The following is an 18,852-nucleotide window of genomic DNA, read 5'->3' as shown; positions in this document are numbered from 1 at the left end:
ATCAGGGCATCTCACAGGTATGGCGATGCACCTGGATTGCCAGAGGTTTGCGCAATTTGTACAAGATCGGCCGAGATATGTACGTATTTTGACAGGGGAGCGTTTGGGGCACCTGTTCGAACATCGTTCGAACCTGAGAGATTGGTGCGGCCGAGAAGACTCGAACTTCCACGGGTGTTACCCCACAGCGACCTCAACGCTGCGCGTCTACCATTCCGCCACGGCCGCACGCCAGTCGCTTGGTGAGCGGGCTATAGACCGCCATCGGTCAGATGTGAAGTGTAAATTTGCCGCGCAAGCGCACATGCGGCGGCGGCTTGCAATTCGGCGGTGCAAAGACGACCTATAGACAAAGCAGAAAGGATCGCACCCAATGTCCACACCCGCATCACCCGATACCGCCGCGCCGCAAGGGCCTGTCGTTGACGTCGACATCGTCTCGGACGTGATGTGTCCGTGGTGCATCGTGGGCTACCGCCAGTTGGAACAGGCGCTGGCCGCCACCGGCATTGGCGCGCGCATCCGTTGGCATCCGTTCGAGCTGAACCCAGAAATGCCGCCCGAAGGACAGAACACCGCCGAGCATATTGCCGAGAAATACGGCGCCTCGCCCGAACAATCCGCGCAGAACCGCAAGCAGTTGCAGGATCTGGGCAAATCGCTGGGGTTTGATTTCAACTTTACCCCCGAAAGCCGCATCGTGAATTCGTTTCAGGCGCACCAGTTGCTGGATTTTGCCCTGTCGCAAGGGCTGCAACATCCGTTGAAACTGGCGCTGTTCAAGGCGCATTTCACCGACAACCGCGATGTGTCCGACCCCGATGTGCTGATCGACGTGGCCGGTTCCGTGGGCATCGACGCCGACACGGCGCGCGAGGTGCTGGACAGCGGTGCCTTGGTCGAGAGCGTGCGCGAAAAGCAGAAATTCTGGACATCGCGCGGGATTTCCGGCGTGCCTTCCATGGTCTTTGGCGGCAAATATCTGGTCACCGGCGCACAAGGTGCCGAAAACTATGCGCAAATCCTGCGCCAGACGCTGGAAGAGGCCGCCTGAACCGATGGTCGAATGGATCACCTCCCCCGGCCTGACCGATTACCGCACCGCCGAGGCGTGGATGGAAGACCGCGCCGCCCGGATCGCGGCGGGCACGGCGGATGAATGCATATGGTTGCTGGAACATCCGGCACTTTATACTGCGGGCACGTCGGCCAAGGTGGCCGATCTGACCGACCCCGACCGCTTTCCGGTCTATCCGACCAAGCGCGGCGGGCAATATACCTATCACGGACCGGGCCAGCGCGTGGCCTATACCCTGTTGGACGTGGGCAAGCGCGGGCGCGATGTGCGGTGTTTCGTGCGTGACCTTGAGGCTTGGGTGATCGACACGCTGGACAGTTTCAACGTCAAGGGCGAGATCCGCGATGGCCGCGTCGGTGTCTGGGTGCAACGGCCCGAAAAGCCGCAGCAACCCGATGGCACGCCTGCCGAAGACAAGATCGCTGCGATTGGCATCCGCTTGCGCAAGTGGATCAGCTTTCACGGCATCAGCATCAATGTTGAACCGAATCTTGAACATTTCAGCGGCATCGTGCCTTGCGGCATCACCGAACACGGAGTCACGTCGCTGGTGGATCTGGGCCTGCCGGTGACGATGGACGACGTGGACGTGGCCCTGCGCCGCAGCTTCGCGCGGGTGTTCGAGGCGCACCCCTAACCTGACTGCGCGTCTGCCTGCACCTCGTCCAGCCCCGCAGCCAGCAACGCGCCGCCCGCTGCCATCGCGGCAAAGACGCCCAGCACCAAGGCAGGTCCGACCAGATCGGCCAACAGCCCGAATCCCCCGCCCAGCAACAGCATCACCCCCAGAATCGAATTGCTAAGCGCGGTATAGATGGCCCGTTGGTCATGGGCATCCATATCCGCCAGATGAGTCTTGCGCCCTGCCCGCGCCCCCTCGTAAGCGATCTTGGCGGCAAAGACGAAGCCCGCCGCACCATATGGTCCGCCCAATCCCCCCGTCAGCGTACCGATCAGCGCCGCCAGTGCCAGCACGGCCGCAGCGGCCATTCCGGCAAACATCAACGTGCGCCGCGACGACCGGTCTGACAGGCGGCCCCAGACATAAGACGACACAATCGCCGCCGCTGACGAGGCCAGCACCAGCAACCCCAAATGCCCTAGATTGACGCTTTCGCCATCCCCCGCCGACAGCATTACGACAAATGGCGGCGCAAGGGCGGTCGAGATCAGCAACGTGCGCGTCAGGATATATTGCCGCAATTGCGCGTCCTTGCGCAGCGGCGCAAAGATGGCGCGCAGCCCGCCAAGCCCTTGGGCCGCATCATCAATATCGGCGTCCGGCTCTTGCAGAAGCGTGAAAATCAAACCCGCCACGATCAACAGCGCCCCGGCCACCGCGATCACACCGGCAATCGCCGCAGGGGTGCCCGGAATGATCCCAAAGCTGAGCAAAAGCGCAAAGATCAGAACCCCCACCGCGCCAATGGTGCCCGCCAGCCCCGACACCGTCCCGCGCGTGCCCTTGTCCAGCGTGCGCGACAGAACGTCCTTGTAACTGGCCGATCCCGCCGACCGGCACACCGCCAGGAACGCAAGACAGCCCAGTATCGCCCAACCCGCCGCCGCACCGTCCAGCGTCAACGCCGCCGCCGCCATGCCAAGGGCGGCAATCCCCTGCCCTGCGGCGCCTGCGGCCCAGAACCATTTGCGCTGACGGCTGCGGTCGATCCACGCGGCCAGCGCCAGTTGCGGCAGCAGCGCCCCCGCCTCGCGCACAGGCACCAGCGCCCCGACCAATCCGCCCGGCGCGCCCAAGGCGACCAGCACCGAGGACAACACCAGCTTTGGGTCCACCAGCCCGCCCGCCAGTTTTGACGCGGTCAGCGCGGTGAAATGCGTGGCAAAGGCGCGGATCTGGCCCGCATCGGCCTGCGCGTCATCCTCTGTCAAACTGCCATACAGGCGTCTTTGCAAGTTCAAGGCCACGAAGGCTCTCCCGTGTTGCGCGATCCCAACGGAAAATAGACCTTTTGCACGAAATACAAAAATTTTTGCACCTCACAGGCCCGACCGCGACAATAATTCCCCACCTGCGGCAAGATCATGCATTGATGCACGCGGCCCAACACACTAGAACCGCTCCATATCCGGGTCACCGTCGCTCTTGGCGTGCCCGCAGTCATCTCAGCAGGAGGCACCGCATGGCAGACGCAGCCATTCACGGGCACGATCATCACGACGAACGCGGGTTCTTTACCCGCTGGTTCATGTCCACAAACCACAAAGATATCGGTATTCTGTACCTTATCGTATCGGCACTGGCCGGTTTCATCTCGGTTGCATTTACCGTTTACATGCGCCTTGAGCTGATGAACCCCGGTGTTCAATACATGTGTCAGGAAGGGGCGCGTCTGATCGCGTCGTCCGACGTATGTACCCCCAACGGACACCTTTGGAACGTGCTGATCACCGGCCACGGCATCCTGATGATGTTCTTTGTGGTGATTCCCGCCCTGTTCGGCGGGTTTGGCAACTATTTCATGCCGTTGCAGATCGGCGCGCCGGATATGGCGTTCCCGCGGATGAACAACCTGTCGTTCTGGATGTATGTCGCCGGGACAACACTGGCTGTCTGCTCGGTTCTGGCCCCGTCCGAGGGCGGCCAGCACGGTGCCGGTGTGGGCTGGGTTCTGTATCCGCCGCTGTCGGTGCGCGAAGGCGGGATGGCCATGGACCTTGCGATTTTCGCGGTTCACGTGTCGGGTGCCTCGTCGATCCTGGGTGCGATCAACATGATCACCACCTTCCTGAACATGCGTGCCCCCGGCATGACCCTGTTCAAGGTGCCGCTGTTCTCGTGGTCGATCTTTGTCACAAGCTGGCTGATCCTGCTGTCCCTGCCGGTTCTGGCGGGCGCGATCACCATGCTGCTGATGGACCGCAACTTTGGCTTCACCTTCTTTGACCCTGCGGGCGGCGGCGACCCGATCCTGTACCAGCACATCCTGTGGTTCTTCGGTCACCCTGAAGTGTACATCGTGATCTTGCCGGGCTTTGGTCTGATCAGCCACGTCATCGCCACCTTCTCGCGCAAGCCGGTCTTTGGCTACCTGCCGATGGTCTGGGCGTTGATCGCCATTGGCGTGCTGGGCTTTGTTGTGTGGGCGCACCACATGTACACGGTCGGTATGTCGCTGAACCAGCAGTCCTACTTTATGCTGGCGACGATGGTCATCGCGGTCCCGACAGGGGTCAAGGTGTTCTCGTGGATCGCCACCATGTGGAGCGGCTCGATCGAGTTCAAGACACCGATGCTTTGGGCCTTTGGCTTCCTGGTGCTGTTCACCGTGGGTGGCGTCACCGGCATCGTCCTGAGCCAAGCCGCCGTCGACCGTGCCTATCACGACACTTACTACGTTGTGGCGCACTTCCACTACGTGATGAGCTTGGGCGCCGTGTTCACCATCTTTGCGGGGATCTACTTCTACTTCCCCAAAATGACCGGCCGCATGTACCCTGAATGGGCGGGCAAGCTGCACTTCTGGATGATGTTCATCGGTGCGAACATCACCTTCTTCCCGCAGCACTTCCTGGGCCGTCAGGGCATGCCACGTCGCTACATCGACTATCCCGAAGCGTTCTCGACATGGAACTATGTGTCCAGCCTGGGTGCCTTCCTGTCCTTCGCGTCCTTCGTGTTCTTCTTCGGCATCGTGATCTATTCGCTGCTGAAAGGCGCGCGGGTCACCGAGAACAACCCGTGGAACGAATATGCGGACACGCTGGAATGGACACTGCCCAGCCCGCCGCCCGAGCACACGTTCGAAACCCTGCCCAAGCAGGAAGAATGGGACCACCAGCGCCACTAGGCACTGCCTCCCCTTCAGCCCCAAAACAAAGGGCTCCGACGGCGGTCGGGGCCCTTTTTCTATGCCCGATGTCATTCCATGTCTGCTGCCTGCCCGGTCTTCATCTTGCCAGAAAACTCCGGGGTGAGGCCGCAAGGCCGAGGGGCAGCGCCCCTTTGCCGATGGCAAATCAGCATGTTGCATTGCAGCATCAAACCGCGATGCTATCTTGTACCCGCACCCTGTCCCAACCGACGCCGCAAAGCAGCCCGACCATGCCATACCGCTGGACAACCGAACCAGACGCCCCGACCCAACTGCTGCACCTGTGGCCGCACCAGTCCCTGCCTGCGCGCGGGATGGCGGCCTTTGTGCTGGCGACGTTCACGCTGTTGCTGATCCCGACCATGCCGCTGTTGGGCACACCGCTGTTGTGGGGGTTGTTGCCGTTTACGCTGCTGGCGGTCTGGGGGCTGTATTTCGCGTTGCAGCACAATTATCGCGCGCGCCAGATCAGCGAAGTGTTGTCCCTGTCCGGCAATTCCGCGCAACTGGTCCGCACCGATGCCAAGGGCGGCACGCAGGAATGGCACTGCAACCGCTACTGGACCAAGGTCACCAAATACGAAACCGACGGCCCGGTGCCCCACTATGTCACGCTCAAGGGCATGGGCCGCGAGGTCGAGATTGGCGCGTTCCTGTCCGAGGACGAACGCATTTCACTATATGATGAACTGAACCGCGCCCTGCGCCGCTAGACCAAGACTTGAACACGCAAAAACACCGCAGCAAAAGCTGCGGCGGCGCCGCCCCGGTCAGGGCGACAAGTCGTTTTTGGGAAAGCGCCGGAAACGGCGCAGTTGGGTCAGGTGCTCAGGCGGTCCTTGACCATTGGCCCCACGACACCAAAGTCCATCTGGCCGGTGTACTTGGCCTTGAGCACGGCCATCACCTTGCCCATGTCGCGGATGCTGTCGGCGCCCACTTCGGCCACGGCGGCATCGACGGCTGCGGCGCTTTTCTCTTCGCTTAGCTGTTGCGGCAGGAATTCCTCGATAATCTCGACTTCGGAGCGTTCCCGCTCGGCCAGGTCCAGACGCCCGCCCTCTTCGTAGGCGCGCGCGCTTTCCTGTCGCTGTTTGACCATGCGGCTTAGAATCGCCAGCAAGGCCGCGTCGTCTACACCGTCTTCGGCCCCAGCGGCGCGTGCATCAATATCCTTGTCCTTGAAGGCGGCATTGATCAGACGCAGCGTCGAAAGCCGGTCGGTGGCTTTTTCCTTCATCGCCTGCTTCAAAGCAGTCGAAATCCGGGTTCGCATATCCATATGTGTGTCCCATCCCCATGGGTTGATGATAAGATTGCGACAATACCGAAACCCCAGCCAAGCCGCAACCATTGCGATCCTTGCCAAGTAACTGATATATAAAGATTTCGTAAATTACCCCGCGCCCTTGACCCTGCCTGTCGCAATGACTAGTTTCGCGCGACTTTGCCCGCATCCCTGTACACATGAGGCCGCCCATGTCCGCGCACGCTCCCACGCACCCGACCGCCTGTCTTGCCCTTGCTGATGGCACATTATTCTACGGGGTGGGATTTGGCGCCACCGGCCAGACACAGGCAGAATTGTGCTTTAACACGGCGATGACGGGCTATCAGGAAATCATGACCGACCCGTCCTATGCCGGGCAGATCGTCACCTTTACCTTCCCGCACATCGGCAACACCGGCATCACGCCCGAAGACGACGAAACCGCCGATCCGGTGGCGGCGGGCATGGTGGTGAAATGGATGCCGACCGATCCCTCGAGCTGGCGCAGTGTCGGTACGTTGGGCGATTGGCTGGCCGCGCGCGGGCGCATCGCAATTGGCGGCGTCGACACCCGTCGGCTGACCCGCGCCATCCGTCAGGCCGGTGCGCCGCATGTGACGCTGGCCCACAGCCCCGATGGCAAGTTCGACACGGCCAAGCTGGTGGCCGACGCGCGTGCGTTCGCGGGGCTTGAGGGCGTTGATCTGGCCAAGGATGTGACCTGTGCGCAATCCTATCGCTGGAACGAAATGCGGTGGGCGTGGCCCGAGGGCTACAAGCCGCAGACCGACCCCAAGTACAAGGTCGTCGCGGTGGACTACGGCGCAAAGCGCAACATCCTGCGCTGCCTGGCCTCGGCGGGCTGTGACGTGACTGTGCTGCCTGCAAGTGCCACCACCGAAGAGGTTCTGTCGCACAATCCCGATGGCGTGTTCCTGTCCAACGGCCCCGGCGATCCGGCGGCCACCGGCGTTTATGCCGTCCCGATGATCAAGGGCATTCTGGACCAGACCGACCTGCCCGTGTTCGGGATTTGTCTGGGCCACCAGATGCTGGCGCTGGCATTGGGCGGGCAGACCGTGAAAATGAACCACGGCCACCACGGGGCGAACCACCCGGTCAAGGACCACGAAACCGGCAAGGTCGAGATCACGTCGATGAACCACGGCTTTGCGGTTGACGGGCAAAGCCTGCCGAAGGGCGTTGTGGAAACCCACACATCGCTGTTTGACGGGTCCAACTGTGGCATCCGCATGGAGGGCCGCCCGGTCTATTCCGTGCAACACCACCCCGAAGCCAGCCCCGGCCCGCAAGACAGCTTTTACCTGTTCGAGCGTTTCGCCGAAGCCATGGCCGCCCGCGCAAGCTAAGGCGATCCTTCATCTGAGTTAATTTGTGGAAACGGGGTGATTCCGTTAACGTCGCCCCTTTGCCTTAACACGTCATTAACCGTGTTCTGCCCAAGCTAGGCTTTGCCATCTGCGCAGGGGCCTTGAATGAGCGATCCACGGCTGCGATTTGTCGATCCCGAAGGGGTGTCCGATCCGGGACAATCCGTCCCTTTGGGCCGGCAGTTGGTCGATTTGGGCCTGATCACGCAAACCGAATTGCTGAACGCGCTGGGGCTGCAACGGCGGGTAGATGCGCAGTTGGGTGACATTCTGGTCGCCGAGGGCGCGGTCCATCCCGACGACCTGCTGGCTGCGCTGGCGCGGCAGCACAACGCCCAGCTTGTTGATCTGGACGCAGCACCACCGCGCCGCAAGATTGCGCGTGCGCTGCCGTCATCCTTGTGTTTGCAGCATCAGGTGGTGCCATGGATCTGGCTGGGCAAAACCCTGCTGGTGGCCACCGCGCGGCCCGATCTGTTCGACCATCTACGGCAATGCATGGGGCCCTATGGCCCAATGATGCTGCCTGTGATCGCCAGCCCCGGTGCCATTCGCAGGCATATCAACCGGCTTTACAGCGCCGATCTGGCACACAAGGCGATCACCCGTGTGGCCAGTGTCGAAAGCTGCCGCAACTGGGGAACGCGCAGCAATGCGCTGTGGCTGTGGTCGGCCGGCTTTGCCCTGACCACCTGCATGATCCTGTCGCCCGCCTGGACGGTGACCGTGGCCTGCCTGTGGGCGGTGCTGACATTGATGATGACGACCTTGATGAAAGCCGCAGCCTTTGGCGCGCAGATCGTCGGCGCCTTGCAGGACCATCTGTCCTCTGCCCCGCCGGTGCCGTCCGGTTTCCGGTTGCCGCGCGTGTCGGTCATGGTGCCCTTGCTGCACGAAAAGGAAATCGCCAATGCGCTGATCAAGCGGATGGAGCGGCTGACCTATCCCAAGTCCCTGCTTGAGGTGGTTCTGGTGCTGGAAGCCAGCGACACCGTCACCCGCGACACCATCGCACGCACCGATCTGCCGCCGTGGATCAGCGTGATCGAGGTGCCCGATGCCGATTGCCTGACCACCAAGCCGCGCGCGCTGAACTATGCGCTGGATTTCTGCAAGGGGTCGATCATCGGGGTTTGGGATGCCGAGGACGCGCCCGAACCGGACCAGATCGAAAAGGTGGTGCTGCGGTTTCAAAGCGCGCCCGCCGATGTCGCCTGTTTGCAGGGGGTGCTGGACTATTACAACCCGCGCACCAACTGGATGTCACGCTGTTTCACCATCGAATATGCGACGTGGTGGCGGCTGATCCTGCCCGGTATCGCGCGGTTGGGGCTGGTGATCCCGCTGGGCGGCACGACGCTGTTTTTCCGCCGTGATATTCTGGAAAAGCTGGGCGGATGGGACGCGCATAACGTCACCGAAGACGCCGATCTGGGCGTGCGGCTGGCGCGCCACGGCTATCGCACGGAGCTGTTGCCCACCGTCACCCACGAAGAGGCCAACTGCCGCCCGTGGCGCTGGGTGCGGCAGCGGTCGCGCTGGCTGAAGGGGTTCATGATCACCTATTTCGTCCACATGCGCCATCCGCGCCAGTTGCTGCGCGAACTGGGGTGGAAACGGGTGATGGGCCTGCAAGTGATCTTTCTGGCGACGTTTTCACAGTTTGCCGCAGCCCCTTTCCTGTGGTCGTTCTGGCTGATCCCGCTGGGCGTGCCGCATCCGGTGCAGATGACGCTGGGGTCAGGCGCGGTCTGGGTGATGACGGTGCTGTTCATCTGCGCCGAGGCGCTGAGCCTGATCCTTGGCCTTGCCGCCGTGTCGGGGCGTGCGCACCGGCATCTGCTGCCGTGGGTGCCGACGATGCCGTTCTATTTCCCACTGGGGGCGCTGGCGGCCTACAAAGCCTTGCACGAGATGATCGCGCAGCCGTTCTTCTGGGACAAGACCCAGCATGGTTACGCCGAGGCGACCGAGGATGTTTAGGGTTGATAGGCTTCGACAACGGCCTTGGCATAGCAAGGCGCGCGCTGTTCCAGATCCTTGAACTTGGATGACGTCGGGGACCAGACGCGCAAAAGATCCCCCTTGAAGCGGGCGGATGCAAGCCAGTCTTCGGTCGAAACCAGGGGCGCAAGCGGGCTGATCAGATCCAGCCGAGCCTGCTGACTGCCCCGCAAGTGAAACAATACCCCCATGACGTCGTCGGCATTCTGCGGACATGCCGCACGCACCACCGCGGCCATCGGGGCCAGCTTTGGATGCTGCAACAGGTCCGCACCGCGTGCGCGCCATGCGTCCTCTGACTCTTCCCATGACACTGCCCCTTTGGACGAAAAGAACGGCGCCACCAAAATCTGATCTCCGCTGTCCAGCGCAGGCAGCGATTGCCTCAGGTCCGAGATTCCATTGGCAAGGTGCTCATAATTGGTCCCACGTACACCCGCCTCAAATGCCTGCATAAAGGGAAATAGCGCAGGTCCAGTATAGGGCAGCAAGGCCGGATGGCCCAATGCGCGCATAGTAGACAGTGTATCGCCAAGGTTCATTGGCATATTCGCGTAGGCAATCGCACGATCGATCACGCCCGCATCCGCCAGCGCAGCGGAATGGGCCGCATAATCCGTGTCCTTGTAGTGCATCAGCAACGCTGCCAAGGGACTGTTGGGAGCCGCGACCCAGATCCAAGGGACACCGAACCGACCGTTCGGCTTGCGGAAAATCGCCTTGCGTGAATCGGGGGAAAGCCTGTTAGTGAGGTAGAAATGCGTCGGAAACGCAAATTCAATCATGCCAAGCGTCACCTGTGCCGCGACATTGCCCTCGTTCGCCAAAGCAGCCATGTCACGCAGCGTGGCCAGATCATCCGCGCCCGCCAGCCACTCTGTCCGCAGCTTTTGATAGCGTGGATCGTCTTCCCCCTGCACCTGCGCCCATAATGTCAGGGGAAACAGGGCGATCCACGCGATGCTCAGCAAAAGACGTGCCATAGCCTGGCTCCTTGGGGCTCAATCTGTTCGACCGGATTGCTATCCCGCGAATGTGGGCAAAATCGGGCGTTGCGCGGGCAAGGCCAGCAGAACTGCCTTTTGGTCTTCGGTGATTGTCTTGAACGTTTCAGGATGGCCCAATACGCACGCGTGTTTTCGCAACTGCGTGCCAGCGAGGGGAAAGTTCACTTCAGCCCTCTTCCTCGCGCCGTGCGGCATCCAGCTTCAGCCGTGTCATGAACGCCACCGAGATATGTTCGCGCAGCGCCGTCCCGGCTGCGGCACCATCGCCCGCCTCGATCGCACGCACAATGGCGTCGTGTTCCTGTTGCGCAATCTCGGCGCGCCCCTCGGCGGCCAGTGTCGTGGTGGCCATCAGCGCCATGCTGCGGTGCACCAGATCCAGTTGCTGCACCAGATAGCGGTTGTGCGAGGCCAGGTGGATTTGCTTGTGAAACCGCCGGTTGGCGCGGGCCATGGCGGCGGGATCGTTCAACAGCTTGTTGTCCGCCGCGACCATCTCGCGCAGCACGCGCACCTCTTCGGCGGTGGCATGGCGGGCGGCCAGGTTTGCGGCCAGCCCTTCCAGTTCGCCGCGCACCACGTAAAGCTCGGCCATCTGGTTGTGATCCAGCGACGCCACGATCAGGCTGCGCCCGTCACGCGCCAGCAGCGATTGCGTCTCGAGCCGCTGCAAAGCCTCGCGGATCGGTGTGCGCGACATGCCGAACCGGTCGGCCAGCTCGCTTTCCACCAGCCGGTCGCCAGGGCGGTATTGCCCGATGTCGATGGCTTCGAGGATCATCGAATAGGCGTCGGTGTTCACTGGTTTCATCACGCGCTCCGGCCTTGGGCAGTCTTGCGCGCACCCTAAGGGCGCGGGGTGCGGGTGCGCAAGCCTTGGCGCTTGCACAGCGTCGCGTGCGGGCCTACCACGGGGGGTATGCCAGCATCTGATTTCTCTCATGTGACGTCCTGGGTCTTTGACCTCGACAACACGCTCTATCACCCCTCGGCGCGCCTGTTCGACCAGATCGAGGTGCGCATGACTGCCTATGTGATGGACGCGCTTGGCGTGGACCGGACCGAGGCGGACCGCCTGCGCCTGCATTACTGGCGCACCCACGGGACCACGCTGGCGGGGCTGATGCGCGAACATGGTGTTGATCCGGCGCCGTACCTGACGGATGTGCACGACATCGACCTGTCGCATTTGACGGCGGATGACATGTTGGCCGCGCGCTTGCGTGCCCTGCCCGGACGGCGGATCGTTTACACCAACGGTTGCGGCCCCTACGCCGAGCGGGTGCTGGCCGCGCGTGGGCTGGCGGGGTGTTTCGATGCGATCTATGGGGTCGAGCACGCCAATTTCCTGCCCAAGCCCGACCGCGCCGCCTTCGAGACCATTTTCGCCACCGACGGGCTGCGCCCCGAGGTCGCCGCGATGTTCGAGGATGACACCCGCAATCTGGCCGCGCCCCATGCGATGGGGATGCGCACCGTGCATGTGGCCGATCTGGCCGCGCCCGCCGATCACATCCACCACCACACCGACGACCTGTCGGGATTTCTGGCGCGGCTGGTGGGATAGGACGCTTTGCCGCCTTTCCTCTGCTGCGTCCCGCTCTAGAGTTGCATCATGATTGAAACCGATATCCTGATTTCCGGCGGCGGTGTGGCCGGGCTGACTGCGGCGGCGGCCTTTGGCACTGCCGGCTTTGACGTGATCTGCGTCGATCCGGCCCCGCCCATCACCGAACGCGAGGCGGCTGGCGCCGACATGCGCACCACGGCCATGTTGCAACCGGCCCGCGAGGTGCTGAAGACTGCGGGCCTTTGGGAGCAGTTGGAACCCCATGCCGCGCCGCTGAAGATCATGCGCATCGTCGATGCGGGTGGCGCGGAAGGCGTTCCGCGTCTGACCCGTGATTTCCGTGCGGCGGATATTTCCGACCTGCCCTTTGGCTGGAACCTGCCCAACTGGCGGCTGCGGCGCGAGATGGTGGCGCGGCTGGAGGCATTGCCCAATGTCGATTTCCGCCCCGGCACCGGTACCGCCGGTCTGCTGACCCGCACCGCCGAGGCACGGGTCAAACTGAGCGATGGCACACAGTTGCGCGCCAAGCTGGTGATTGCCGCCGACGGGCGCAACTCGCCCATGCGGCAGGCGGCGGGGATTGACGTGAAAACAACGCGCTACGGACAAAAGGCGCTGGCTTTTGCGGTGACCCATCCGATCCCACATGACAACGTGTCAACCGAAGTGCACCGCACGGGCGGGCCGTTCACGCTGGTGCCATTGCCCGATCACGAGGGGCTGCCCTGCTCGGCCGTGGTGTGGATGGACGATGGCCCCGCGACGGTTGCGCGCATGGCGCTGGACGTGAGCGAGTTCGAGGCCGAGATGTCCACGCGCAGTTGCCACCTGTTTGGCCCGCTGACACTGGCGTCGAACCGCACCATCTGGCCGATCATCAGCCAACAGGCCGAGCGGCTGAGCGGTCAGCGCATTGCCCTGATGGCCGAAGCCGCCCATGTGGTGCCGCCCATCGGCGCGCAGGGGTTGAACATGAGCCTGTCGGACCTGTCCACCCTGTTGGAGCTGGCGCTGGCGCGGCACGAACATCTGGGCGATGCGCAGATGCTAGATGCCTATCACGACGCGCGCATCCGCGACATGCGCGTGCGGGTGGCTGGGATTGACGCGCTGAACCGCGCATCGCAGGTCAGCACGCCCGCGCTGCGGGACGCGCGGGCGGCGGGGTTGAATGCGCTTTATGCGCTGGCACCGGTGCGCAAGACGCTGATGCAGATGGGCCTTGGGGTGCGTTAAAGCACGTCTCGGAAAACATAATGTAACGGTCATCACTTAACGCGTTGAATCTCTGATTTCAGGCAGCGTTAAGTGATTCAGGTTTTTTTCGAAAGCGCTATTACAGCACCTTGTCCAGCGCCGTTTCCAGACGCGCCAGCGTGGCGTCGACGTTGTACAGCTTGTCCAACCCGAACAGTCCCAGCCGGAAGGTCGAGAAATCCGCAGGCTCGTCACAGGCCAGCGGCACGCCTGCGGCGATCTGCATGCCCTCGGCGGCGAACTTCTTGCCGTTCTGGATCTGCGGATCGGCGGTATAGGACACCACGACACCGGGCGCGCCAAAGCCGTCTGCGGCGACCGAGGTCACGCCCCGGTCCGCCAGCATCTTGCGCACCGCATCGCCCAGTTGCCACTGCGCCTCTTTCAGGCGGCCAAAGCCGTAATCGCGGGTTTCCACCATCGTGTCACGGAACGCCCGCAGCGCGTCGGTCGGCATGGTGGCGTGATAGGCATGGCCGCCGTTTTCATAGGCCTGCATGATCTGGTGCCATTTCTTCAGGTCGATGGCAAAGCTGTCGGACGTGGTCTGCTCCATCCGCGCCAGCGCGCGGTCGGACATCATCACCAGACCGGCCGAGGGGGCCGCACTCCACCCCTTTTGCGGGGCAGACAGCAACACATCGACGCCCAGCTTGCGCATATCCACCCAGGCACAGCCCGAGGCGATGCAATCCAGCACCATCAGCGCGCCGACCTCGTGGGCCGCTGCCGCCATGGCCGCGACATAGTCGTCGGGCAGGATCACACCGGCGCTGGTTTCGACGTGGGGGGCAAAGACGATCTCGGGCTTGCCGTCGCGGATGGCGGCCACGACCTCTTCGATGGGTGCGGGGGCAAAGGGGGACGGTGACGCGTTCCCCGACTGGCGCGCTTTCAGCACGGTCGCCTCGCCGGTCAGGTCGCCGCTTTCGATGATCTGGCTCCAGCGGTAGCTGAACCACCCGTTCCGCACGACCAGCACGCGCGCGCCGCGGGCAAACTGGCGGGCGACCGCCTCCATCCCGTAGGTGCCACCGCCGGGAACAATGGCCACGGCATCGGCGGCGTAGACCTCTTTCAGCATCGCCGAAATATCCTTCATCACCTTCTGAAAGGCGGCGGACATGTGGTTCAGCGAGCGGTCGGTAAACACCACCGAAAATTCATCCAGCCCTTGCGGGTCAACAGTGTCGAGCAATGCCATGTGTGGCCTCCTTCAGTCTGACGTTGCGCCAGTCCTACGCCCGATATGTGACAAATGCCAGATCAGCCGATGGGGCCGGTCAGCCGCTCCTCGCTCAGCAGCACGTTGGCCTCGACATCCCCTGCCCCCGGCAATGTCATGATCCGCCGCCGCAGCACCCGTTCGAAATCGGGCAAATCGCGGGCCACCACGCGCAGGCGGTAGTCGTACAGGCCAAGGACGTGTTCCACCGTCTGCACCTCGGGGATGGCCGTGACCGCGCGTTCAAAATCCTCAAGGCTGACGCGGCCTTTGGTGGCCAGCTTGACCCCCAGGAACACCGTCACGCCAAAACCCACCGCCTCGGCATCAATCTGCAAACGGTGGCCCGCGATTACGCCGCTGTCTTTCAGGCGCTTGATCCGCCGCCATGTGGCCGGCTGCGACAGGCCCAGATCGCGGCCCAAGGCACCGGCGCTTTGCGTGGCGTCCAGCGCCAGCGCGCGCAGCAGGGCGCGGTCGATGTCGTCCAGTTCCATCATATCGGCAACCTTTCGTCCGCCTTGATCCGCGCCACATGCATCAGCGGTTCGATGTCCGCGATATGCGGCAGGGTCAGCACCCGCGTGCGGTACACCCGCTGGTAATGCCCCATATCCTGCGCGATCACCGACAGGCGCACATCGACGCGGCCCAGAAAGGTCTGGATCTCGACCACCTCGGGCACCTCGCGCGCCGCTTTCAGAAACTCGTCAAAGGCCGCCGCGACCGTCTTGTCCAGCGTCACGCGCAGCGACACCTCGACGGAATAGCCAAGCGCCTGCCAGTCGATCACCGCCCGCACGCCCTTGACCGCGCCGGTGTCCATCAGCCGCATCTGCCGCCGCTGCACCCGCGCCGGTGTCATGCCGCAACGTTCGGCCAGCTCCGCCGGTGACAGCGTCGGGTCGGCCTGCCATTGGCGCAGAATGCGCCGGTCCAGATCATCAAGCATGAATTTTATGCCTTTTGCAATTCAGGCGAATGATTCACCCTTCATCTTGCCAAATAAACTCAAAATCCAACGCTGACCATCCCCGAAACCCCGCCTATGGTGCGGGCCAGAGACATATGGAAGGATACCAACATGCGCGTTTACTATGACCGCGATTGCGACATCAACCTGATCAAGGACAAGAAAGTGGCCATCCTGGGCTACGGCTCCCAGGGTCACGCCCACGCGCTGAACCTGCGCGACAGCGGTGCCAAGAACCTTGTCGTCGCCCTGCGCGAAGGGTCGCCCTCGATCGCCAAGGCCGAAGGCGAAGGCCTGAAAACCATGGGCATCGCAGAGGCGGCCGCCTGGGCCGATCTGATCATGTTCACCATGCCCGACGAATTGCAGGCCGAAACCTACAAGAAATACGTGCACGACAACATCCGCGAAGGCGCCGCGATTGCGTTTGCCCACGGTCTGAACGTGCACTTCGGCCTGATCGAGCCGAAAGAAGGCGTCGACGTCATCATGATGGCCCCCAAAGGCCCCGGTCACACCGTGCGCGGCGAATACACCAAAGGCGGCGGCGTGCCCTGCCTGGTGGCCGTGGACAAGGACGCATCCGGCAAAGCGCTGGAAATCGGTCTGTCCTATTGCTCGGCCATCGGTGGCGGGCGTTCGGGCATCATCGAAACCAACTTCCGCGAAGAATGCGAAACCGATCTGTTCGGTGAACAGGCGGTTCTGTGTGGCGGTCTGGTCGAACTGATCCGCATGGGTTTCGAGACACTGGTCGAAGCCGGTTACGCGCCGGAAATGGCCTATTTCGAGTGCCTGCACGAAGTGAAGCTGATCGTCGACCTGATCTACGAAGGCGGCATCGCCAACATGAACTATTCGATCTCGAACACAGCCGAATACGGTGAATACGTGTCCGGCCCGCGCATCCTGCCCTACGACGAGACAAAGGCGCGGATGAAAGCGGTTCTGACCGACATTCAAACCGGCAAGTTCGTGCGCGACTTCATGGCGGAAAACCAGGTGGGTCAGCCGTTCTTCAAAGGCACCCGTCGCATCAACGACGAACATCAGATCGAAGCCACAGGCGAGAAACTGCGCGGCATGATGCCGTGGATTTCCGCAGGCAAAATGGTCGACAAATCCAAGAACTGATCCGTTCCGACCTTGCACCATCCAAAGCCCCGGCCACTGCGCCGGGGCTTTTTTCATTGGGCATATTCCTGCGTCCTCGCAATCAGAACGGAACAGCCCGCGCCGCTCGTGCGTTGCGACACTGATCACCGTAACGAGGACAGTCCCATGTTGAAGTTTGCCCTGCCGATCATGGTACTGACCGCTGCGTGCAATATGGTCGGCACCCCGGCCGTCTCGGACAACATACCCAAGGCGCTGGTGGGCACGTGGGGTATGAATCTGGCCGATTGTAAAAATGATGCCGCCGCCAAGGGGCTGGTCAAGATTTCCAATACCAAATTAAGATACTACGAAGCACGCGGCACCCTGACCGGAATTATCGACCAGACGCCGACCCGCCTTGTGGGGGACTTTGCCTTTGAAGGTGAAGGTCAGGCGTGGCAACGACAGATGGTTCTGGATGTGCAGGACGATGGCCAAACGCTGATCACCCGCGAATATGGGCCCGGCGCGATCCCCGGCGCGCAGAAGTATTCGCGCTGCCCGTAAGCGCGAACGCACATCCGCCCCTCGACATGACTTGAAACAGATGCTTTGAGCGTCATCAAAGCATCGCGCGCGCCATACGTGCGAACGTGTCTGCACCGGTTTGCTGCCGGGGGCACCGAAATATGAAGAAACTGAAACGATGACGCAAAATTCGGACATTTCCGGCAAAAGCTGGATCATGGTCGCGGTGCTGGGGTTCACCTGGGGCGGCACGTTCCTTGTGACCGAACTGGCCCTGACCGGCATCACCCCCTTCTGGCTGGCCGCAGGGCGCATCGGATTTGCCGCGGTGTTGATGCTGGCCATATGGCAGGCGATGGGCGGGCGGCTGTTCGCACAGCCGCCGCGCGCCGACGCATGGGCCGCAATGGTGGCGATTGGCGCGTTCAGCTCGGCGATTCCGTTCATGCTGCTGGCTTGGGGTCAGCAATATGTCACATCGGGTTTTGCCGGGGTCAGCATGGCGTCGGTGGCGCTGACGGTGCTGCCGCTGGCGCACTTCTTTGTGCCGGGCGAACGGTTGACCCTGCGGCGCACCATCGGGTTTCTGATCGGTTTTGCCGGTGTTTGCGTGCTGGTCGGGGGCCGTGCCTTTGAAAGCACGGGCGCGGGGCTGGAAACGGCGGGGCGCATGGCCTGTGTGGGGGCCGCGCTGTGCTATGGCATTTCGTCGGTGCTGATGCGGCGTTTGCCCCAGATCGACCCGATTGGGCTGAGCACCGTGTTGTTGCTGATCGCTGCGGCCATCGTGGTGCCTGCCGCGCTGATCGTCGAAGGGCTGCCGCCCCTGCCCTCGGCGCAAACCCTGCTGGTCATCGCCTTTCTTGGGCTGGTGCCCACGGCAGCGGCCAATTTCCTGCGTGTCACGGTGATCCGCACGGCGGGACCGGTGTTCATGTCCCTGACCAACTATCAGGTGCCGGTCTGGTCGGTGCTGATGGGCATCGTCCTGCTGGGCGAACCCGCGCCACCCTCGTTGTTTCTGGCGATGGCGCTGATCTTGGCAGGTGTCGGGCTGAGCCAGTACGGGGCGCTGCGGCGGTTGTTTGGTGCCAGCCGCGCGGGTCAGTAGCGGCCAAGGTCCATCTTGGTTTTGGCCAGCACTTTCCCTTGGGCGTTGATCGCCTTGATCTCGGCCTGATACTGGTTGCCCTTGCCACCGGAACAGGGCGGCAAGTAGCCGGCGGAGGCATATTCGCCCGTGCTGCGCGCCTTCTTGATAACGCGCACACCGCCCGGCAGCTTGGCGGTCAGGCCGGGCACCGCCGCAAAGCTGCCCGCGCTGCCCTTGACCGGATAGCCCAGCGTGCCGTGCCCGCCCTTGGTCGACAGCGGGCGAAAGCTTTTGTCGTTGTATTCCACCACCAGCATCACCGTGCCATCGGGAATGCCCGAGACCTGAAAGGGCGGGGTTTTCCCCTTGCCGCCGTGCAGGGTGCATTGCTGGCCTGCTGGCACGGTCTTGCCGTTCCAGGGGGCGCCGATCTGGGCGCGCATTTCAGCGCTGGCCAGACCTGCGGACATGGCGATGATGGGCAAGGCGAGGAAAAGGGATTTCATGACAAAGGCTCCT

The 18,852-nt window shown here is 62.6% G+C and carries 19 protein-coding genes and 1 tRNA gene; 11 read left to right on the top strand and 9 right to left on the bottom strand.

Features of this window, described 5'->3' with window-relative positions:
* Positions 1-142: 142 nt before the first annotated feature.
* Positions 143-228 (bottom strand) — tRNA-Leu (locus AAC077_RS00815).
* A gap of 145 nt (positions 229-373) precedes the next feature.
* On the opposite strand from AAC077_RS00815, the gene AAC077_RS00810 reads away from it, so the two are divergent.
* Positions 374-1,054, top strand: coding sequence for a DsbA family oxidoreductase (locus tag AAC077_RS00810; RefSeq protein WP_339765949.1), 681 nt, complete (start codon positions 374-376; stop codon positions 1,052-1,054).
* Positions 1,055-1,058: 4 nt separating this feature from the next.
* Entirely contained in the window at positions 1,059-1,715 is a 657-nt protein-coding gene (gene lipB, locus AAC077_RS00805; protein WP_339765947.1) for a lipoyl(octanoyl) transferase LipB, read from the top strand.
* On the opposite strand, the gene AAC077_RS00800 is transcribed toward lipB, so the two are convergent.
* The gene (locus tag AAC077_RS00800; protein WP_339765945.1) at positions 1,712-2,971 is read right to left on the bottom strand and encodes an MFS transporter; all 1,260 of its coding nucleotides are present in this window, start codon (positions 2,969-2,971) and stop codon (positions 1,712-1,714) included. The genes lipB and AAC077_RS00800 overlap by 4 nt on opposite strands.
* 251 nt (positions 2,972-3,222) lie before the next feature.
* Between AAC077_RS00800 and ctaD the strand changes: the two genes are divergently transcribed.
* On the top strand, positions 3,223-4,890 hold the full coding sequence (gene ctaD / locus AAC077_RS00795; RefSeq protein ID WP_339765943.1) for a cytochrome c oxidase subunit I: 1,668 nt from the start codon (positions 3,223-3,225) through the stop codon (positions 4,888-4,890).
* A gap of 254 nt (positions 4,891-5,144) precedes the next feature.
* Positions 5,145-5,627, top strand: coding sequence for a DUF2244 domain-containing protein (locus AAC077_RS00790; RefSeq protein ID WP_339767907.1), 483 nt, complete (start codon positions 5,145-5,147; stop codon positions 5,625-5,627).
* Positions 5,628-5,734: 107 nt separating this feature from the next.
* Here the strand turns inward: AAC077_RS00790 and AAC077_RS00785 are convergent, their stop codons facing one another.
* Positions 5,735-6,196, bottom strand: a complete 462-nt coding sequence (locus AAC077_RS00785; RefSeq protein WP_339765941.1) for a GatB/YqeY domain-containing protein — start codon at positions 6,194-6,196, stop codon at positions 5,735-5,737.
* Between the two features lie 197 nt (positions 6,197-6,393).
* Between AAC077_RS00785 and carA the strand changes: the two genes are divergently transcribed.
* Positions 6,394-7,554, top strand: a complete 1,161-nt coding sequence (gene carA, locus AAC077_RS00780) for a glutamine-hydrolyzing carbamoyl-phosphate synthase small subunit (protein WP_339765939.1) — start codon at positions 6,394-6,396, stop codon at positions 7,552-7,554.
* 126 nt (positions 7,555-7,680) lie between these two features.
* On the top strand, positions 7,681-9,558 hold the full coding sequence (locus AAC077_RS00775; protein WP_339765937.1) for a glycosyltransferase family 2 protein: 1,878 nt from the start codon (positions 7,681-7,683) through the stop codon (positions 9,556-9,558).
* On the opposite strand, the gene AAC077_RS00770 is transcribed toward AAC077_RS00775, so the two are convergent.
* Positions 9,555-10,562, bottom strand: a complete 1,008-nt coding sequence (locus AAC077_RS00770) for a hypothetical protein (protein WP_339765935.1) — start codon at positions 10,560-10,562, stop codon at positions 9,555-9,557. The two genes, AAC077_RS00775 and AAC077_RS00770, sit on opposite strands and share 4 nt — an antisense overlap.
* Positions 10,563-10,752: 190 nt before the next feature.
* Positions 10,753-11,397 (bottom strand): GntR family transcriptional regulator, encoded by a 645-nt coding sequence (locus AAC077_RS00765; protein WP_339765933.1) that lies wholly within the window; start codon positions 11,395-11,397, stop codon positions 10,753-10,755.
* A 108-nt stretch (positions 11,398-11,505) separates the two neighbouring features.
* On the opposite strand from AAC077_RS00765, the gene AAC077_RS00760 reads away from it, so the two are divergent.
* Together AAC077_RS00760 and AAC077_RS00755 are read left to right on the top strand one after the other, a co-directional pair.
* Positions 11,506-12,153, top strand: a complete 648-nt coding sequence (locus AAC077_RS00760; protein ID WP_339765931.1) for a pyrimidine 5'-nucleotidase — start codon at positions 11,506-11,508, stop codon at positions 12,151-12,153.
* Positions 12,154-12,201: 48 nt separating this feature from the next.
* On the top strand, positions 12,202-13,395 hold the full coding sequence (locus AAC077_RS00755; protein WP_339765929.1) for a UbiH/UbiF family hydroxylase: 1,194 nt from the start codon (positions 12,202-12,204) through the stop codon (positions 13,393-13,395).
* A gap of 100 nt (positions 13,396-13,495) precedes the next feature.
* On the opposite strand, the gene AAC077_RS00750 is transcribed toward AAC077_RS00755, so the two are convergent.
* The 3 genes from AAC077_RS00750 to AAC077_RS00740 all read right to left on the bottom strand — a co-directional run bounded on the left by AAC077_RS00750 (position 13,496) and on the right by AAC077_RS00740 (position 15,593).
* Entirely contained in the window at positions 13,496-14,620 is a 1,125-nt protein-coding gene (locus tag AAC077_RS00750) for an aminotransferase class V-fold PLP-dependent enzyme (protein WP_339765927.1), read from the bottom strand.
* 62 nt (positions 14,621-14,682) lie between these two features.
* Entirely contained in the window at positions 14,683-15,141 is a 459-nt protein-coding gene (locus AAC077_RS00745; RefSeq protein WP_028958170.1) for an Lrp/AsnC family transcriptional regulator, read from the bottom strand.
* Positions 15,138-15,593, bottom strand: a complete 456-nt coding sequence (locus AAC077_RS00740) for an Lrp/AsnC family transcriptional regulator (RefSeq protein ID WP_339765883.1) — start codon at positions 15,591-15,593, stop codon at positions 15,138-15,140. Before AAC077_RS00740 ends, AAC077_RS00745 begins: the two co-directional genes overlap by 4 nt.
* A 132-nt stretch (positions 15,594-15,725) precedes the next feature.
* On the opposite strand from AAC077_RS00740, the gene ilvC reads away from it, so the two are divergent.
* The 3 genes from ilvC to AAC077_RS00725 all read left to right on the top strand — a co-directional run bounded on the left by ilvC (position 15,726) and on the right by AAC077_RS00725 (position 18,351).
* Complete coding sequence (ilvC, locus tag AAC077_RS00735) at positions 15,726-16,748, top strand: ketol-acid reductoisomerase (protein ID WP_114293858.1); 1,023 nt, start codon at positions 15,726-15,728, stop codon at positions 16,746-16,748.
* Between the two features lie 147 nt (positions 16,749-16,895).
* Entirely contained in the window at positions 16,896-17,279 is a 384-nt protein-coding gene (locus AAC077_RS00730; RefSeq protein ID WP_339765876.1) for a hypothetical protein, read from the top strand.
* A 139-nt stretch (positions 17,280-17,418) separates the two neighbouring features.
* Positions 17,419-18,351 carry a DMT family transporter gene (locus tag AAC077_RS00725; RefSeq protein WP_339765872.1) on the top strand — a complete coding sequence of 311 codons (933 nt, stop codon included), beginning with the start codon at positions 17,419-17,421 and terminating at the stop codon, positions 18,349-18,351.
* Here the strand turns inward: AAC077_RS00725 and AAC077_RS00720 are convergent.
* Positions 18,345-18,839: a hypothetical protein gene (locus AAC077_RS00720; RefSeq protein ID WP_339765869.1), complete on the bottom strand. Its 495-nt coding sequence runs from the start codon at positions 18,837-18,839 to the stop codon at positions 18,345-18,347. The genes AAC077_RS00725 and AAC077_RS00720 overlap by 7 nt on opposite strands.
* Positions 18,840-18,852 lie beyond the last annotated feature (13 nt).

Source organism: uncultured Pseudosulfitobacter sp., assembly GCF_963976325.1.
GTDB lineage: Bacteria > Pseudomonadota > Alphaproteobacteria > Rhodobacterales > Rhodobacteraceae > Pseudosulfitobacter.
The sequence above is the reverse complement of the archived record's forward strand: the minus strand, read 5'-3'. Positions and strand labels throughout refer to the sequence as shown.

Bases quoted from the DNA above. Each gene is read 5' to 3' on its own strand.
- AAC077_RS00810 (WP_339765949.1), top strand. From the start codon at position 374: ATGTCCACACCCGCATCACCCGATACCGCCGCGCCGCAAGGGCCTGTC.
- lipB (WP_339765947.1), top strand. From the start codon at position 1,059: ATGGTCGAATGGATCACCTCCCCCGGCCTGACCGATTACCGCACCGCC.
- ctaD (WP_339765943.1), top strand. From the start codon at position 3,223: ATGGCAGACGCAGCCATTCACGGGCACGATCATCACGACGAACGCGGG.
- AAC077_RS00790 (WP_339767907.1), top strand. From the start codon at position 5,145: ATGCCATACCGCTGGACAACCGAACCAGACGCCCCGACCCAACTGCTG.
- AAC077_RS00785 (WP_339765941.1), bottom strand. From the start codon at position 6,196: ATGGATATGCGAACCCGGATTTCGACTGCTTTGAAGCAGGCGATGAAG.
- carA (WP_339765939.1), top strand. From the start codon at position 6,394: ATGTCCGCGCACGCTCCCACGCACCCGACCGCCTGTCTTGCCCTTGCT.
- AAC077_RS00775 (WP_339765937.1), top strand. From the start codon at position 7,681: ATGAGCGATCCACGGCTGCGATTTGTCGATCCCGAAGGGGTGTCCGAT.
- AAC077_RS00770 (WP_339765935.1), bottom strand. From the start codon at position 10,562: ATGGCACGTCTTTTGCTGAGCATCGCGTGGATCGCCCTGTTTCCCCTG.
- AAC077_RS00765 (WP_339765933.1), bottom strand. From the start codon at position 11,397: ATGAAACCAGTGAACACCGACGCCTATTCGATGATCCTCGAAGCCATC.
- AAC077_RS00760 (WP_339765931.1), top strand. From the start codon at position 11,506: ATGCCAGCATCTGATTTCTCTCATGTGACGTCCTGGGTCTTTGACCTC.
- AAC077_RS00755 (WP_339765929.1), top strand. From the start codon at position 12,202: ATGATTGAAACCGATATCCTGATTTCCGGCGGCGGTGTGGCCGGGCTG.
- AAC077_RS00750 (WP_339765927.1), bottom strand. From the start codon at position 14,620: ATGGCATTGCTCGACACTGTTGACCCGCAAGGGCTGGATGAATTTTCG.
- AAC077_RS00745 (WP_028958170.1), bottom strand. From the start codon at position 15,141: ATGATGGAACTGGACGACATCGACCGCGCCCTGCTGCGCGCGCTGGCG.
- AAC077_RS00740 (WP_339765883.1), bottom strand. From the start codon at position 15,593: ATGCTTGATGATCTGGACCGGCGCATTCTGCGCCAATGGCAGGCCGAC.
- ilvC (WP_114293858.1), top strand. From the start codon at position 15,726: ATGCGCGTTTACTATGACCGCGATTGCGACATCAACCTGATCAAGGAC.
- AAC077_RS00730 (WP_339765876.1), top strand. From the start codon at position 16,896: ATGTTGAAGTTTGCCCTGCCGATCATGGTACTGACCGCTGCGTGCAAT.
- AAC077_RS00725 (WP_339765872.1), top strand. From the start codon at position 17,419: ATGACGCAAAATTCGGACATTTCCGGCAAAAGCTGGATCATGGTCGCG.
- AAC077_RS00720 (WP_339765869.1), bottom strand. From the start codon at position 18,839: ATGAAATCCCTTTTCCTCGCCTTGCCCATCATCGCCATGTCCGCAGGT.